Source organism: Pseudomonas arsenicoxydans, from assembly GCF_900103875.1.
GTDB lineage: Bacteria > Pseudomonadota > Gammaproteobacteria > Pseudomonadales > Pseudomonadaceae > Aquipseudomonas > Aquipseudomonas arsenicoxydans.
In genome coordinates, this window is the sequence record NZ_LT629705.1 from 5,069,945 (window position 1) to 5,086,588 (window position 16,644).

Sequence of the window (16,644 nt, forward strand, 5' to 3'; positions counted from 1 at the left end):
TCCCTGGACTGCCACTTACCCCCACAGGGACTGCATGTCTATAAATCGATACAGCGTATCGAATTCAAGACAAAACCCTTTCGACCTGTCTGGAGCGGGGTTCACACCCTCCTCCCCGGCTGCCTGTATTGATTTCAATACGAACTCGTTGGCTCGAAACACCCAAGTTCACATCAAGCTATTGATTCAAATAGATAAAACAAGATTGGCACCACACTTGCTATCAACCCTCAAGCCACGCTCGCTGCCCCGGCACGAGCCTGTCCATCGCCATCCGCCACCAGTAGCGGATGAGTCTGAACAATGAGGAGTTGATATGAGCGAATTGCGTTTTACCGTCGATCACGAATGGCTGCGTCTTGAAAGCGATGGCCTGATTACCGTGGGTATCACCGCTTTTGCCCAGCAGGCCCTGGGGGATGTGGTTTTCGTTCAGGTGCCTGAATTGCGCGCCTTCGGTGCCGGCGATGAAGTGGCGGTGCTGGAATCGGTGAAAGCGGCGAGCAGCGTGTACATGCCGCTGGACGGCGAAGTGGTCGAGGTCAATTCGACGCTGGAAAACTCCCCCGAATTGATCAACGCAGACGCGTTGGGTGAAGGCTGGTTCTTCCGTATGCGCCCCAGCGACGCCAGCGCCATGGACACCCTGCTCGACCAGGCCGCTTACGAGCACCTGACCCGCGAAGACGCTTGAGGACTTCTGTATGACCACCCTCCTCGACACCCGTAACGAATTCATCGCTCGCCACATCGGCCCGCGTGCCGGCGACGAACAAGCCATGCTCAACAGCCTCGGTTTCGACTCCCTGGAAGCCCTGAGCGCCAGCGTCATTCCCGACAGCATCAAAGGCACCAGCGTCCTCGGCCTCGAAGACGGTCTGAGCGAAGCCGATGCCCTGGCGTTGATCAAATCCATCGCCGGCAAAAACCAGCTGTTCAAAACCTTTATCGGCCAGGGCTACTACGGCACGCACACGCCGTCGCCGATCCTGCGCAACCTGTTGGAAAACCCGGCCTGGTACACCGCCTACACCCCGTACCAGCCAGAAATTTCCCAGGACCGTCTCGAAGCGTTGCTGAACTTCCAGACCCTGATCAGCGACCTCACCGGGCTGCCGATCGCTAACGCCTCGCTGCTCGACGAAGCCACCGCCGCCGCTGAAGCGATGACCTTCTGCAAACGCCTGAGCAAGAACAAGGGCAGCCACGCGTTCTTCGCGTCCGTGCATTGCCACCCGCAAACCCTCGACGTACTGCGCACCCGTGCCGAGCCATTGGGCATCGACGTGGTGGTCGGCGACGAGCGTGAACTGAGCGACGTGACGCCATTCTTCGGCGCGCTGCTGCAATACCCGGCGAGCAACGGTGATGTCTTCGACTACCGCGAACTGACCGAACGCTTCCACGCTGCCAACGCGCTGGTCGCCGTCGCGGCTGACCTGCTGGCCCTGACCGTGCTCACGCCGCCGGGCGAATTCGGCGCCGACGTGGCCATCGGCAGCGCGCAACGCTTCGGCGTGCCGCTGGGCTTCGGTGGCCCGCACGCCGCTTACTTCTCGACCAAAGATGCGTTCAAGCGCGACATGCCGGGCCGTCTGGTCGGTGTCTCCGTGGACCGCTTCGGCAAGCCGGCCCTGCGCCTGGCGATGCAAACCCGCGAGCAACATATCCGCCGCGAGAAAGCCACGTCGAACATCTGCACCGCACAAGTGCTGCTGGCCAACATCGCCAGCATGTACGCCGTGTATCACGGTCCGAAAGGCCTGACGCAGATCGCCAACCGCGTGCATCACCTGACCGCGATTCTGGCCAAAGGCTTGAGCACCATCGGCCTGCACGTCGAACAAGAAACCTTCTTCGACACCCTGACGATCAAGACTGGCGCCAACACCGCCGCATTGCACGACAAGGCGCGCGCCCAGCAGATCAACCTGCGCGTGGTCGATGCTGAACGTCTGGGCCTGTCCCTCGACGAGACCACCTCGCAAGCCGATGTGGAAACCCTGTGGGCCCTGTTCGCCGACGGCAAAGCGCTGCCGGACTTCGCCGCCCTCGCCGCGTCCGTGGTCAGCACCTTCCCGGCCGCACTGGTCCGCCAATCGCCGATCCTCAGCCACCCGGTGTTCAACCGTTATCACTCGGAAACCGAGCTGATGCGCTACCTGCGCAAGCTCGCCGATAAGGACCTGGCGCTGGATCGCACCATGATCCCGCTGGGTTCGTGCACCATGAAACTCAACGCCGCCAGTGAAATGATCCCGGTGACCTGGGCTGAATTCGGTGCCCTGCACCCGTTCGCTCCGGCCGAGCAAAGCGCCGGTTACCAGCAGTTGACCGACGAACTGGAAGCGATGCTCTGCGCCGCCACCGGTTACGACGCGATCTCGCTGCAACCGAACGCCGGCTCCCAAGGTGAATACGCCGGCCTGCTGGCGATTCGTGCCTATCACCAGAGCCGTGGCGAAGACCGTCGCGACATCTGCCTGATCCCGTCCTCGGCCCACGGCACCAACCCGGCGACCGCCAACATGGCCGGTATGCGCGTAGTCGTCACCGCGTGCGATGCCCGCGGCAACGTCGACATCGAAGACCTGCGCGCCAAGGCCATCGAGCACCGCGAACACCTCGCCGCGCTGATGAGCACTTACCCGTCGACCCACGGCGTGTTCGAAGAAGGCATCCGCGAAATCTGCGGCATCATCCATGACCACGGCGGCCAGGTGTACATCGACGGCGCCAACATGAACGCGATGGTCGGCCTCTGTGCGCCAGGCAAGTTCGGCGGCGACGTGTCGCACCTGAACCTGCACAAGACCTTCTGCATTCCGCACGGCGGTGGCGGCCCGGGCGTTGGCCCGATTGGTGTGAAATCGCACCTGACGCCGTTCCTGCCGGGTCACGGCACCATGGAACGCAAGGAAGGCGCAGTCTGCGCAGCACCGTTCGGCAGCGCGAGCATTCTGCCGATCACCTGGATGTACATTCGGATGATGGGTGGCGCGGGTCTCAAGCGTGCTTCGCAACTGGCGATTCTCAACGCCAACTACATTTCCCGCCGCCTCGAAGAGCACTACCCAGTGCTGTACACCGGCAGCAACGGCCTGGTAGCGCACGAATGCATCCTCGACCTGCGTCCGCTGAAAGACAGCAGCGGTATCAGCGTCGATGACGTCGCCAAGCGCCTGATCGACTTCGGCTTCCACGCCCCGACCATGTCGTTCCCGGTCGCCGGCACGCTGATGATCGAGCCGACCGAGAGCGAATCCAAGGAAGAACTGGACCGCTTCTGCGACGCCATGATCCGCATCCGCGAAGAAATCCGCGCCGTGGAAAACGGCACCCTGGACAAGGAAGACAACCCGCTGAAAAACGCTCCGCACACCGCCGCGGAAATCGTCGGCGAGTGGACGCACCCGTACAGCCGTGAGCAAGCGGTGTATCCACTCGAAACCTTGATCGACGCCAAATACTGGCCGCCGGTCGGCCGCGTCGACAATGTCTTCGGCGATCGCAACCTGATCTGCGCCTGCCCATCCATCGCCGACTACCAAGACGCCTAATAACGAACGCATCCCCCTGTAGGAGCTGTCGAGTGAAACGAGGCTGCGATCTTTTGACGTTGCCGTTTAAAAACAAGATCAAAAGATCGCAGCCTCGTTTCACTCGACAGCTCCTACAGGTCACTTTATTCATTGAACGTCAGAGGACTTCACCATGTTCAGCAAGCACGATCAGATCAAAGGCTACGACGACGAACTGCTGGCGGCGATCAACGCCGAGGATGCTCGGCAAGAGCATCACATCGAGTTGATCGCCTCGGAAAACTACACCAGCCAACGGGTGATGGAAGCGCAAGGCAGCGGCCTGACCAACAAGTACGCCGAAGGCTATCCGGGCAAACGCTATTACGGCGGTTGCGAACACGTCGACGTGGTTGAGCAACTGGCGATTGATCGCGCCAAACAGCTGTTCGGCGCCGATTACGCCAACGTCCAGCCTCACTCCGGCAGCCAGGCCAACGCTGCGGTTTATCTGGCGCTGCTGCAAGCCGGCGACACCGTGTTGGGCATGAGCCTGGCCCACGGCGGCCACCTGACCCACGGCGCCAAAGTGAGTTTTTCCGGCAAGCTGTACAACGCCGTTCAGTACGGCATCGACACCGTGACGGGGCTGATCGATTACGACGAAGTCGAACGGCTGGCGGTCGAGCACCAACCGAAGATGATCATCGCCGGTTTTTCCGCCTACTCGAAGACGCTGGACTTCCCGCGCTTCCGTGAGATTGCCGACAAGGTTGGCGCTTATCTGTTTGTGGACATGGCCCACGTTGCGGGGCTGGTGGCGACCGGTCTGTACCCGAACCCGATTCCCTTTGCCGATGTTGTCACCACGACCACACACAAGACCCTGCGCGGCCCGCGTGGCGGCTTGATCCTGGCCAAGGCCAATCCGGAACTGGAGAAAAAACTCAACGCGGCGGTGTTCCCCGGTGGCCAGGGCGGCCCGCTGATGCATGTCATCGCCGCCAAAGCCGTGTGCTTTAAAGAAGCGCTGGAGCCTGCCTTCAAAACCTATCAGGCGCAAGTGATCCGCAACGCCCAGGCGATGGCCAAGGTCTTTATCGACCGTGGCTACGACGTGGTGTCCGGTGGCACCGACAATCACTTGTTCCTGGTGAGCCTGATCCGTCAGGGTCTGACCGGCAAAGACGCTGACGCTGCCCTCGGCCGCGCCGGTATCACGGTGAACAAAAACGCCGTGCCGAACGACCCGCAATCGCCGTTCGTGACTTCAGGCCTGCGCATCGGCACGCCGGCCATCACCAGTCGAGGTTTCAAGGAGGCCCAGAGCATGGAGCTGGCCGGCTGGATCTGCGACATCCTCGATCACCTCGGCGATGCCGATGTCGAGGCTCAAGTCGCCCGGCTAGCCGCTGCAATGTGCAGCGATTTCCCGGTATACCGCGACTGATCCGCAGCACTGACTGTGTGGGGGCGAGCCTGCTCGCTCCTACAGGTTCCGATACAGTCTCTCTTTTCCCACTCGAACAGAAGACCACTACACATGAGCGTACTTGTGGAATCGACTGGCCAAAGCCCGGCCAAGATGGAAGTCGGCGTCAAACTGCGCGGCGCAGAAAAGGTCGCGCGGATACCGGTCAAGATCATCCCGACCGATGAGTTCCCGCGTAAACCCGACTGGATTCGGGTGCGCATGCCGATCTCCCCCGAGGTGGATCGCATCAAGCAATTGCTGCGTAAACACAAGCTGCATAGCGTGTGTGAAGAAGCCTCTTGCCCGAACCTTGGCGAGTGTTTTTCCGGTGGCACGGCGACCTTCATGATCATGGGCGACATCTGCACCCGCCGCTGTCCGTTCTGCGACGTCGGCCACGGCAGACCCAAACCGTTGGACGCCGATGAACCGATGAACCTGGCGGTTGCCATCGCCGACCTGCGCCTGAAGTACGTGGTGATCACCTCGGTGGACCGCGACGACCTGCGCGACGGCGGCGCCCGACATTTCGTCGATTGCCTGCGTGAGATCCGCAAGCTGTCGCCGGGCGTGCAACTGGAAACCCTGGTGCCGGATTACCGCGGTCGCATGGACGTGGCCCTGGCAATCACCGCCACCGAACCGCCCGATGTGTTCAACCATAATCTGGAGACCGTACCGCGCCTGTACAAAGCTGCGCGGCCGGGCTCGGATTTCGAGTGGTCACTGGATTTGCTGCAGAAATTCAAACTGTGGGTCCCGCACATCCCGACCAAATCCGGCCTGATGCTCGGCCTCGGCGAGACCGACGAAGAAGTCATCGAAGTCATGCAGCGACTGCGTGAGCACGATGTCGACATGCTCACCCTCGGCCAGTACCTGCAACCGTCGCGCAGTCACTTGCCGGTGCAGCGTTTCGTGCACCCGGACACCTTCGCCTGGTTCGCCGAAGAAGGCACCCAAATGGGCTTCAAGAACGTCGCCTCCGGCCCGCTGGTGCGCTCCTCCTACCATGCCGATCAACAGATGATAGGGGCGAAGACCGGCCTGAATACCCACTGACGCCTCCCCTCAGATCATCGGTGAAGCACTCACCACGCGCAGGGCCAGCCCTTCGTAGGCATCCAGCGTGATGGTGAACTCACCCTCAGGCGTGAGATCACCCTCAACTCGCTCGTTGATGATGTCGACCACCGGCCCCGGTGCAATATTGGGCAGGTGCAAGGTTTCGGTGATCGGCGTCGAGCCGAAGTTCAGCGCAGTGATTTGCGTGCCTTTGCCAGCGGGCAATTCGTGAACCATGATCAGCAGCCCCGGGTGCTGCACATCCGGGATCAGGATCTGCCGACTTGCGGCGATGTCGTATGAGCGCCGTGCTGCCAGGATTCTGCGCAGTTGCGAGACGAACGAATCCGAGTCTTTCAGTTGGCTGGGCAGGCTGCCATACAACGTCTTCGGACGTGGCATCTGGCCGGCGGACAGTGGCGCCTCTGGATTGAGGTCGACCAGATCGTAGGCGCCCCGGTGAATCCAGCGCGTGTCACCGTCACCCATCAAATGTGCAACCTCTTCGGCCGGCAAGGGCAACGCGCCGACCAGGTCCCAGCCTGAGAGTGCGAACACGCCCGGTTGCATGGCGTTGTACATCACCAAGAGCAAATGGACCTGGCGAATCTGTTGGATATCCGCCGCCGAAATCGCGTCCAGATCACGAATTCCCAGCGCCGCAGTGATGATGCTGACGGTGGTGCAGGACACGCCGTTGGTGACGAACTTCAGGTTGTAGGGTGCGTGCTCGCCGGCCAGACGCTCGTACATCTGCTCGCGGATGTGTTCGCGCAAGATATTGCCGGGGAAGGTCTGGCCCTGAAAAAGGTAAGTATCGTGGGCGTGCAGCGTCCAGAAATGCACCAGTTCCAGAGTCAACTCGTCGTGGTTCTGCAGAGCATGGATCAGCGAACCCGGATCGATGCCGAGGGTGTGCATCTGGCGCAGCATCAAGCGCAGGAATTCGGTATCGCCCATCAGCAACGCGTGTTGGTAGGCCGGGCGAGTGATGAAGTCGTAGGACAGATCGGCGCCACCGTGGGACATGCTGGCGATGTCGTCGACGGTCAGGTTGAGCTCTTGAAAACTGAAACCGCCAGCCTTGCGGATCGCGCCGGCCAGGAGCTGGTTACCGGTGATCGATAGCGGGTGGCTTTCAGACCAGGCCGTGCCGTCGAGTTTGCGCTCCACGCCGAGAAATCCATTGGCGTCCAGGCGCAGAATCTTCGCGCCCATGACGTCAATGGCGTGCAAGGCATCGCCGATGATCATCTGCTGCGCGGCGAAGGTCGGGTCCAGCCAGTTCAGTGACGGCTGCCCTTCCTTGAAGTAATGCAGATAGACCCAGCGTCGCGGCTTGCCATCGACACCGATGACGATCGGTGTCGCGCTCCAGTCGGTTTCCTTGACCCCCGGTTCGAAGAAGATCACTCGCTGCAACTGGCCGACGATGTAGTGCTTGTCCCGCAGCACGTCGACCTGCAACGGGCTGAGGTTTTGTGAATCACGACCGTCGGCAATGTCCGGCAGCAGAGGCCAATCCTCTTCGCGGATTTCGACCATGTGGTAGAGGCCGGGATAGTCTTCGTAGGCCATCTCGGCCAGGCGGAAGTCCGCGCCTTTGCCGGTATGCGAAGGAATAACGTCATCGATGATCACGGCGTTGTGCGCGGCGGCCATGCGCACCAGCGCTTGAAGCTGCGCTTCGGTGCCCAGTTGCGGGTCGATTTCGAAGCTGATGCGGTCGAAGTTGCCGTCAATGGTCGGTGTGCGTCGGGTGCCGGTCAGGCCGCCGGACATTTTCAGCGGGCCGTTGTGTATGCCCTGGATGCCGATTCTTGACAGGGCATGCCACAGGGTTTCGTCGCCCAGGGCTTCGAGCACGGTGCCATTTTCGCGGGTGACGATGGATGCCGGGTAGGCGGTGAACCATACGGACGCGAGGGCGGAGGCATCCCTAGGCCGGGTATGGGCGTAGGGCTGTTGCCACATCCGGCCTTGCCCTGAGTAGAGTTTGGCGCGCTGTCTGGCGGCGTGAAGCATCGATTGTTCAACCAACCAGGTCACGTGGTTTTTGTCAGCCGCGGTCATAGAAACGATTACCTGTTGTTTGGGTAAATATCTGTTGGGGCAGCGTTCGCTTGTTGGCGTCGGTGGCCACTTCCTCCTTATATGAGGGCCTGGGTTTGTATTCGTTGCATTTAGGGTTGATTGGGTTGGGTGTATATCCGTTGTTGGGGTAACGGCGGCTATTGGTTCCGCTTTTACAGCGGGTCACTTGGAGAAGCGCCAAGTAACCAAGCGCTTTTGCCCCTGACGTTCGGTGCCTCGCCTAGGCTCGGCATGCCCTCGCTCCGGTCCTGCTCCGTGGGCCCGCCGCCATCGGCCATCCATGGCCGGGGGCGGCTAACCCGGCATCCATGCCGGGTTGCCCACTGCGCAGAACCTCCACTCGGCCTCTCGAGGCGGCGTGTGCATCAAGATCAAGAGCTGCAAGCGAGCTACCGCTCGGCTTGTTGAGTGGTGAGGAGCAAGAGCGTTGCGTCGATCTGCTTTTTGTAAGAGTGAGCCTGCTCGCGATGTTGTTGATCTTGCTGTTGCATTCGGGTTTAGGTGGGTATGGGTTCACTTTTTAAGGCTGGTAATGCGATGGCGAGTGCCAGTATTAAAAGCGCTGCTGCTACCGCGAAGGTGATTGTCATGCCGTTGGCGACGGCCGCTGGCGCTGCTCGCGTGATGTCGGGGGCGGATGTGGCGAGCGCGAAGATTGCGCCCATGACCGAGGCTCCGGTGATGAGTCCCAGGTTGCGCGACAGGCTGAGCAGGCCGGCAATAAGGCCTCGTTGGTCGGGGCTGATGCCGGTCATGATCAGTGTGTTGTTGGCCGCTTGGAAAAGTGCGTAGCTGGCGGTGATGACTGCGATGGGCGCGAGGTAGCCCAAGACGCCGAAACGTGTCGGCATTGTCGCTAATACGCACGCCCCTAGCACCATGCAGGCCAGTCCGGCGACGGTCATGCGTTGCGCGCCGAATCGGTCGACCAGGCGCCCGGCGGGGACGCCAGCCAGTGCGGCGACCAGCGGGCCGACTGATAAGGCGAGTCCGACCAGTGCGGCCTTTAGCCCTAGCGTCGCCGAGAGGTAGAACGGCCCGACCACCAGTGTCGCCATCATCACGGTCGAGACCAGCAGGCTCATGGCCAGGCTCGCGCGCAAACTCCGGTCCTGGAACAGTGCGAGCTTTATCAGTGGCGATGCCACCTTCGCCTCGACGAACAGGAAAATCCCGCTGCCGACCACTGCCATCAGCAGCAACACAAGGTTGAGCGCCCCCCAGTCGCCACCGCCCCAGGTCATCGACAAGGCGTAGGCGCCGAGTGTCAGCGCAAGGACCAGCGTCCCGGTAATGTCGAACCTGGCACGCTGCGCCTTCGGCACAGGGCGATCGGCGGGCAAGTAGCGAAACGCGAGGGCCCAGTTCAAGAGGCCCAATGGCAGGTTGACCAGAAAAATCGCTTGCCAGCCGAAGCCCGAGATCAGCAGGCCACCGAGCGAGGGGCCCAGCGTGGTGCCGATTGCCGACATGGTGCCGAGCAAGCCCATGGCGCTGCCGGTTTGTGCTTTGGGCACGGTCTCGCCGACGAATGCCACGGTGAGCGCCAACATGATCGCTGCCCCCAGGCCCTGTACCGCCCGGGCAGCGACCAGCCACCACAGCGTCGGCGCCAGACCACACGCCAGTGACGCCAATGTGAAAATAGCGATGCCCGACAACATCAAGCGTCGCCGACCGATGAGATCACCGAGGCGTCCGACGCTAACGATCAACGTGGTGATCGCGAGCAGGTAAGCCAGGACGATCCACTGCACTTGCTGGAAAGAAGCCTCGAGCGCCTGGGCCAACGTCGGCAAGCCGGCATTGGCGATGCTGGTGTCGAGCGACGGCATCAACATCGACAGGGAAAGGCTGGCGAGCGCCCAGCGCACCGAACCGGTTTGCGTCATGAGTTTCATGGTTTTTGGCCACTGATGAAAAGTTGACCTTCAGCGTATTCCCGCGCATGACAGGGCGGAAGACGCACGCCTTGCACTGAATACCTGCACACGACGCCATGTCAGCGTCAACCGTGCTAACGTTGCCCCATGACGACTCCCGACCTGAACCTGCTGATTACCCTGGATGCGCTGCTCACCGAAGGCAGTGTGGCGCGCGCCGCCCAGCGCTTGCGATTGAGCCCATCGGCGATGAGCCGGGCGCTGGCGCGGTTGCGTGCAACCACCGGCGACCCGCTGCTGGTCCGGGCCGGGCGCGGCCTGGTGCCGACGCCCCGGGCGCTGCAATTGCGTGAACAAGTCAGCCAATTGGTGCAGGACGCCGAAGCGGTCTTGCGCCCTGCCGAGCAGCTCGACCTCAAACAACTGGAGCGCACCTTCACGCTGCGCACCAGTGACGGTTTCGTCGAGAATTTCGGCCCGGCATTGATTGCTCGCCTCGGCGATGAAGCGCCCGGCGTGCGCCTGCACTTCTTGCAGAAGCTCAACCAGGACAGCACGTTGCTGCGTGACGGAACGGTCGATCTGGAAACCGGCGTGGTCGGCGACACCACCAGCCCGGAGGTGCGTACCCGCGCCTTGTACCAGGACCGATTCATCGGTGTCGTGCGCATGGGGCATGCACTGAGCAAGGGCAAGATCACGCCCGCCCGTTACGCGTCTGGCAAGCACATTCTGGTGTCGCGACGCGGACGAGACCAAGGGCCGATGGATGACGCCTTGAAACCCCTTGGCCTGGTGCGGGAGATCGTCACGATTGTCGGCGGCTTTTCTGCGGCACTGGCGCTGGCCCGGGCCTCGGACCTGATCGCGACAGTGCCGGAACGCCACACACAGAATCTGCGCGCCGGCCTGCACTGTTTCCCTCTGCCGGTGGCGACGCCGATGATCACGGTTTCCATGCTCTGGCACCCGCGAATGGACGCCGATGCCGCGCATCAATGGTTGCGCGGCTGCATTCGTGAGCTGTGCGCAGGATTCCAGGCACCCTGAACTGATTTTTGTGGCCTGCAGGACTAGACTCAATCGGTTGCTTCGGACCACACCGGTCAGGCTAGCGATCTGGATATGAGGGAATGTCATGAGCGACAAAGACACGCTACGTAAATACTCCTCTCAAGTGGTCGACGGCGTAGAGCGCGCCCCCGGCCGTTCCATGCTGCGCGCGGTGGGTTTCACCGACGAGGATTTCAAGAAGCCGCAGATCGGCATCGCCTCCACCTGGGCGATGGTCACCCCGTGCAACATGCACATCGACAAGCTGGCCATCGAAGCCGAAAAAGGCGCGAATGCCGCCGGTGCCAAGGGCGTGATTTTCAACACCATCACCATTTCCGACGGCATCGCCAATGGCACCGAAGGCATGAAGTATTCCTTGGTGTCGCGCGAGGTCATCGCCGATTCCATCGAGGTGGTGGCCGGTTGCGAAGGCTTTGACGGCCTGGTGACCGTGGGCGGTTGTGACAAGAACATGCCGGGCTGCCTGATCGGGATGGCGCGCCTGAATCGCCCATCGATCTTCGTCTATGGCGGCACCATCCGCCCGGGCGCCGGGCACACCGACATCATTTCCGTGTTCGAAGCCGTCGGCCAGAATGCACGCGGCGATATCAACGAGATCCAGGTCAAGCAGATCGAGGAAGTGGCGATTCCCGGCCCCGGCTCCTGCGGCGGCATGTACACGGCCAACACCATGGCCTCGGCTATCGAGGCATTGGGCATGAGCCTGCCGGGGTCCAGCTCTCAGGACGCGGTCGGCAGCGACAAAGCCTCAGACAGCTTTCGCGCCGGTCAGCAGGTCATGGAGCTGCTCAAGCTGGACCTCAAGCCGCGCGACATCATGACCCGCAAAGCCTTCGAGAACGCCATTCGCGTGGTCATCGCCCTCGCCGGCTCGACCAATGCCGTGCTGCACTTGCTGGCGATGGCCCATGCGGTGGATGTCGAGCTGACGCTGGATGATTTCGTCGAGCTGGGCAAGATTTCCCCGGTGGTCGCCGACCTGCGCCCCAGCGGCAAATACATGATGAGCGAGCTGGTCGCCATCGGCGGCATCCAGCCGCTGATGAAACGCATGCTTGCCGCCGGCATGCTGCATGGCGATGTGCTGACGGTGACCGGCAAGACCCTGGCGGAAAACCTGGAGAACGTGCCCGATTATCCCGACGGTCAGGATGTGATCCTGCCGTTCGATCAGCCGGTCAAAAAGGACTCGCACCTAGTCGTACTGCGCGGCAACCTCTCGCCCACCGGCGCCGTGGCCAAGATCACCGGCAAGGAAGGTCTGCGCTTTCAAGGCTCGGCGCGCGTGTATCACGGTGAGGAAGGCGCACTGGCCGGGATTCTCAATGGCGAGGTCAAGGCTGGCGATGTGATCGTGATTCGCTATGAAGGCCCCAAGGGTGGGCCGGGCATGCGCGAAATGCTTTCACCGACCTCGGCGGTCATGGGCAAAGGCTTGGGCAAGGACGTTGCGCTGATCACCGATGGCCGTTTTTCCGGTGGTTCCCACGGTTTCGTAGTGGGACACATCACCCCGGAAGCCTTTGATGGCGGGCCGATCGCGTTGATTGAAGACGGCGACACGATCACCATCGACGCCGAAACCCGGCAAATCACGGTGGATGTCTCCGATGCCGTGCTGGCCGAGCGCAAGACCCGTTGGGTGCGCCCGGAATCCAAATACAAACGCGGGGTGTTGGCCAAATATGCGAAAACCGTGTCCAGCGCCTCGGAAGGCGCGGTGACGGACAAGTACCTTTAGGGTCAAGAGATCGCAGCCTCGTTTCACTCGACAGCTCCTACAGGGTTTTTGCGTTCCCCGGTAGGAGCTGTCGAGAGAAACGAGGCTGCGATCTTTTAAAGGCACCTACAGTCGAAACCGATCCACCGACTGCGACAGCTTGCCCGCCAGCGTCGACAGTTCATCGGTAGTCGAAGCCGTCTTGCCGATGACCTTGCTGTTGCCTTCGGACATGCCGGCAATCATGTCCACCTGATGGGCGATTTCGTTGCTGGCCAGGCTCTGCTCGCCAATCGTGCGGGTGATGTCGTTGACCAGCTGAGTGGTGTTGAGCGTGGCCTCGAGGATTTCGCGGATGGCGCGTTCGACGTCGGCGGTCACGGCCATGCCTTTGTCGACCTGTGCCACACCGGCCTCCATGCTGTTCACTGCCTCGCGCGTACTCTGCTGGATGCGCGAGACCATGCTGGCAATTTCCTGGGTGGAGGCGCTGGTGCGTCCTGCGAGACTGCGCACTTCGTCAGCCACCACGGCAAAACCACGGCCCTGCTCACCGGCACGGGCGGCCTCGATGGCGGCGTTCAGCGCCAGCAGGTTGGTTTGATCGGCGATGCCCTTGATCACCTGAATGATGCTGAAGATGCCCTCGGACTCCTTGTCCAGCGTGCGAATCACCAGGGCCGACTGCTGCGCCGATCGTGCAATGCCGTCCATGTCCTTGACCACCTGATGAATCACCTTACCGCCATCCTTGGCCAGCGCTTCGGCCTGGTTGGCCATGTTCAGCGCCCGCTCGGCATGCCGGGTGATTTCCTCGATGCTTGCGGTCATTTCACTGGCGGCCGCGGCCATGGTGCTGGCCGCGACGCTTTGCTGCTGGCTGCTGTCCGCCACCTGGTGGCAGCCGCTGCTCAGTTGCACGCTCATGCCACTCACGCCGTGCGCGTTGCTGCGAACCACCTCGATCATGCCGCGCAAGTCGCGCTGCATGGTCGCCAGGCTGCGTATCAGTGCACTGGCTTCGTCCTTGTGGGTGGGCTCGACAATCGGCTCGCTCAGGTTGCCATGGGCGATGCTTTCGGCGATCCGGCTGGCGGTCTGCAACGGCGCCATGATGCTTGAAATCACCCAGCGTCCCTGGATCAGCAGCAACAACAGACTCGCAATCAGCACGATCCCCAAGGTGAAATTGGCACTGTTGATAGCGTGTTCAGTGCCTTGGCTGGTTTGTCGGGTATTGGTTTCGATCAGGCCGCTGAGGGCGGCCATCTGGTCTTCAAGCTGGCTGAACGCGGCATTGAAGCTGCCGAGTTCCTTTTGCGCCGAATCCGGATTGTCCAGCGCCAGCCCGACGATACGCTCGGCGGCACTGATGTAGGTGTCGAGGCTCGGTTTGACCTTGTTCAGGCCCGCCATGATGGTATCGTTGACCGGCAACTTGAGGTTTTCACCCAGCACCTCACGGAAATGCGCCGCATGTTCCTCGATGGAACTGTGCACCTCAGCCTTGGTGCTGGTGCTTTTTCCCAGCCCGACCAGCATCGCCGACAACACATCGGCGCGCAGCGCGTCGTGCATCATGTCGGCTTCAAGGTGATTGCGCAGCGCGGTCATGCTGACCTCGTTGTCCTTCACCGCTTCAGCCATCCGGGTGTTTCCCACGTAGCTGACCAGGCTCACGATCAACGCCGTCAGCAAGCTCGTACCAATCAACAACAGCAAGCGTAATTTTATCGACACGATGTAGTCCTCTTGGCACGTCGCTTTTATGAATACGCTATCGGCAGCGCCAGCCGCTTTTTTAAGCCTTGAACCGGACTTTCAGTGTTTTGCGACATGCGGTAGGTACAGGCCCATTTGCAACGCAAATTTGCCCTTGTGCCTCGTGAACCTAGTGCTTAAACGCCAGTCATAGGCGAGCCCTGAATTCCCATTACCCTTGTCATCTGACCAGAGCTGTCCGCCTCATGCGCCCAACTGCCCTCGCCTTGCGCTTCATTTCGCTCTGCTTCATGCCTTTGATTCCCCTGTTTGCCAGTCCCGCCCATGCCAGCGGGGAACGACAACTGGTGGAAGCCATCAACGACTACCGCGCCCACCCGCAACGCTGCGACAGACGTCCGGCACAACGCTTGTCGCCACTGTCACTGAGACAGAACCTGGCGTTGCCGATTGGTTATGGCGGCGGTTTGCGGGATCGGTTGAAGGCTTCCGGCTATGCGGCGGTGACGGTGCGCACCCTGCGGGTGGTCGGCGCGCAGGATGCCGATGAGGCCTTCGATCTGTTTGAGGACGAAAATTGCGGGGCCTTGCTCGATAACCAGTACGCCGACATTGGCGTCAGCCGCGCCCGAAACGAGTGGCAGATCGTGCTGGCGCAACCGGTTCTCGATAACCGCGTGGGTGATACGCGCGCGGCGAGCAAGGCCCTGTTGGCCGAGGTCAATGCCGCGCGAGCCAAGCCACGGATGTGCGGTGGCCAGCGCTTTGCCGCCGCCCGACCGCTGAGCTGGAACCCCGCACTCGGTGCCGCAGCGCAGGGGCACAGCAAGGCGATGGCTTACGGCAATTATTTTGCGCACCGCGATCCCGACGGTGACATGCCGGCTGATCGAGCAAGAGCGGCCGGCTACCGTGGCCGGCAAATCGGCGAAAACATCGCCGCCGGGCAGAGCTCTCCGGGCAAGGCCATGGCAGGCTGGCTGGCCAGCCCTGGGCATTGCGCCAACTTGATGAATCCGATGTTTACTCAGGTGGGCGCTGCGTATGCGGCGGATGCACGCAGCGATGAAGGGGTTTATTGGACGATGCTGTTTGGGGCGCCGTGAAACCAGAGTGATGGATGGCCGATCAACGCAACCAACGAGAAACAGCCGCCTGCGTGCCAGCGCATCCGCACTTAGCGTCGATGGCGCGCCAGGCGCTGCTGCCAGTTGCCGCCATTGGCGCGCTGGCATTGTTCTTCCGAATCAAAATGCACGTGGGCAGAAACCGGGCTGACAAGAACATCGGCGTCCTTTAACGCTATCGCCGTCAGCTCGACCATGCGTTCGCCCTGCCCGTTAACCAATGCCTGTTGCTTATTGGCTTGCGTATCGAACACCCAAATCACTCTCAGGCTTGAGGGAAAATCGCTGTAATCGACTTCGTGAGTCAACCACTCAAAGCCGACGACTTCAGCCTTGGCTGTTTCACAGGCCTCGGTCAGGGTGGCAACCAGAAGTCGTTCGATGTGTGCCTGTTCGCGTTTGCTTGAAGCCATGGGGAATCCTTGTGACCTTCGACAATGTGGACCGGACGCAATCATGCACGTGTTCTAACTATTAATGCGCCCTCAATACAGTACAGCCGCCGCATCACGCATGAAAATTTCGATGGTCTTGGGCCCGACGCCTTCGAACTCCGCCAAGCGTTTTTCGAACATTGTGCGGTTTTCACTGGCGCGCTGGATGTTGCCGATCTTCCCGGCGTATTCATCGTTGAGTTTGGCACTCAGCTTCAGCAATCGCTCGGCAGTGGTTTCGTCATACCGCACGTAGTGAGCTTCGCTCAACATGCCCACCAGTTGCCGATGCGTACAGTGCCCAAGCTTGAGCGCGGTATCCCGGGCGTGCTTCTCGACGATCACCCGATAGGCCTGCGCGGCAATTTCAGCCTGGATACGCTTGCCCATCAGAAAGCTGGCGATGAACCACTTGAACAAGGCGCCTTCGTCTTCTTTCTTCAAATCGATGCCCAGATCGCTGGCGCTGATTGTTTTGTTCATGCGGTTAACACCGGCTCACTCAAACAGGATTATCGAAATAG

12 protein-coding genes and 1 pseudogene are annotated in these 16,644 nt (G+C 61.2%); 7 read left to right on the top strand and 6 right to left on the bottom strand.

Features of this window, described 5'->3' with window-relative positions; all coding sequences use genetic code 11:
- Positions 1-316: 316 nt before the first annotated feature.
- The 4 genes from gcvH to lipA all read left to right on the top strand — a co-directional run bounded on the left by gcvH (position 317) and on the right by lipA (position 6,057).
- Entirely contained in the window at positions 317-694 is a 378-nt protein-coding gene (gene gcvH / locus BLQ41_RS23605; protein ID WP_090185137.1) for a glycine cleavage system protein GcvH, read from the top strand.
- A 10-nt stretch (positions 695-704) separates the two neighbouring features.
- A complete protein-coding gene (gene gcvP / locus BLQ41_RS23610; RefSeq protein ID WP_090185140.1) occupies positions 705-3,560 on the top strand; it encodes an aminomethyl-transferring glycine dehydrogenase in 2,856 nt (951 codons plus the stop codon).
- Between the two features lie 154 nt (positions 3,561-3,714).
- Positions 3,715-4,971 (top strand): serine hydroxymethyltransferase, encoded by a 1,257-nt coding sequence (glyA, locus tag BLQ41_RS23615; protein ID WP_090185143.1) that lies wholly within the window; start codon positions 3,715-3,717, stop codon positions 4,969-4,971.
- A gap of 93 nt (positions 4,972-5,064) precedes the next feature.
- Entirely contained in the window at positions 5,065-6,057 is a 993-nt protein-coding gene (gene lipA / locus BLQ41_RS23620; RefSeq protein WP_090185146.1) for a lipoyl synthase, read from the top strand.
- Positions 6,058-6,066: 9 nt separating this feature from the next.
- On the opposite strand, the gene treS is transcribed toward lipA, so the two are convergent.
- Together treS and BLQ41_RS23630 are read right to left on the bottom strand one after the other, a co-directional pair.
- Positions 6,067-8,133 (bottom strand): maltose alpha-D-glucosyltransferase, encoded by a 2,067-nt coding sequence (treS, locus tag BLQ41_RS23625; RefSeq protein WP_090185149.1) that lies wholly within the window; start codon positions 8,131-8,133, stop codon positions 6,067-6,069.
- A gap of 518 nt (positions 8,134-8,651) precedes the next feature.
- Entirely contained in the window at positions 8,652-10,055 is a 1,404-nt protein-coding gene (locus BLQ41_RS23630) for an MFS transporter (protein ID WP_090185152.1), read from the bottom strand.
- A gap of 129 nt (positions 10,056-10,184) precedes the next feature.
- On the opposite strand from BLQ41_RS23630, the gene BLQ41_RS23635 reads away from it, so the two are divergent.
- The gene (locus BLQ41_RS23635) at positions 10,185-11,087 is read left to right on the top strand and encodes a LysR family transcriptional regulator (RefSeq protein WP_090185155.1); all 903 of its coding nucleotides are present in this window, start codon (positions 10,185-10,187) and stop codon (positions 11,085-11,087) included.
- An 88-nt stretch (positions 11,088-11,175) separates the two neighbouring features.
- Positions 11,176-12,858, top strand: coding sequence for a dihydroxy-acid dehydratase (ilvD, locus tag BLQ41_RS23640; RefSeq protein WP_090185158.1), 1,683 nt, complete (start codon positions 11,176-11,178; stop codon positions 12,856-12,858).
- Between the two features lie 105 nt (positions 12,859-12,963).
- Here the strand turns inward: ilvD and BLQ41_RS31440 are convergent, their stop codons facing one another.
- Positions 12,964-13,827, bottom strand: coding sequence for a methyl-accepting chemotaxis protein (locus BLQ41_RS31440; RefSeq protein ID WP_408003518.1), 864 nt, complete (start codon positions 13,825-13,827; stop codon positions 12,964-12,966).
- Positions 13,822-14,577, bottom strand: a pseudogene (locus BLQ41_RS31445) (HAMP domain-containing protein); the annotation flags it as partial. The pseudogene BLQ41_RS31445 and the gene BLQ41_RS31440, both read right to left, overlap by 6 nt.
- 227 nt (positions 14,578-14,804) lie before the next feature.
- Here BLQ41_RS31445 and BLQ41_RS23650 point away from each other — a divergent pair.
- Positions 14,805-15,665, top strand: a complete 861-nt coding sequence (locus BLQ41_RS23650; protein ID WP_090185164.1) for a CAP domain-containing protein — start codon at positions 14,805-14,807, stop codon at positions 15,663-15,665.
- Positions 15,666-15,736: 71 nt separating this feature from the next.
- On the opposite strand, the gene BLQ41_RS23655 is transcribed toward BLQ41_RS23650, so the two are convergent.
- Both BLQ41_RS23655 and BLQ41_RS23660 read right to left on the bottom strand, forming a co-directional pair.
- Entirely contained in the window at positions 15,737-16,099 is a 363-nt protein-coding gene (locus BLQ41_RS23655; RefSeq protein WP_090185167.1) for a hypothetical protein, read from the bottom strand.
- A gap of 72 nt (positions 16,100-16,171) precedes the next feature.
- On the bottom strand, positions 16,172-16,603 hold the full coding sequence (locus BLQ41_RS23660) for a DNA methylase (protein ID WP_090185170.1): 432 nt from the start codon (positions 16,601-16,603) through the stop codon (positions 16,172-16,174).
- Positions 16,604-16,644: the final 41 nt, after the last annotated feature.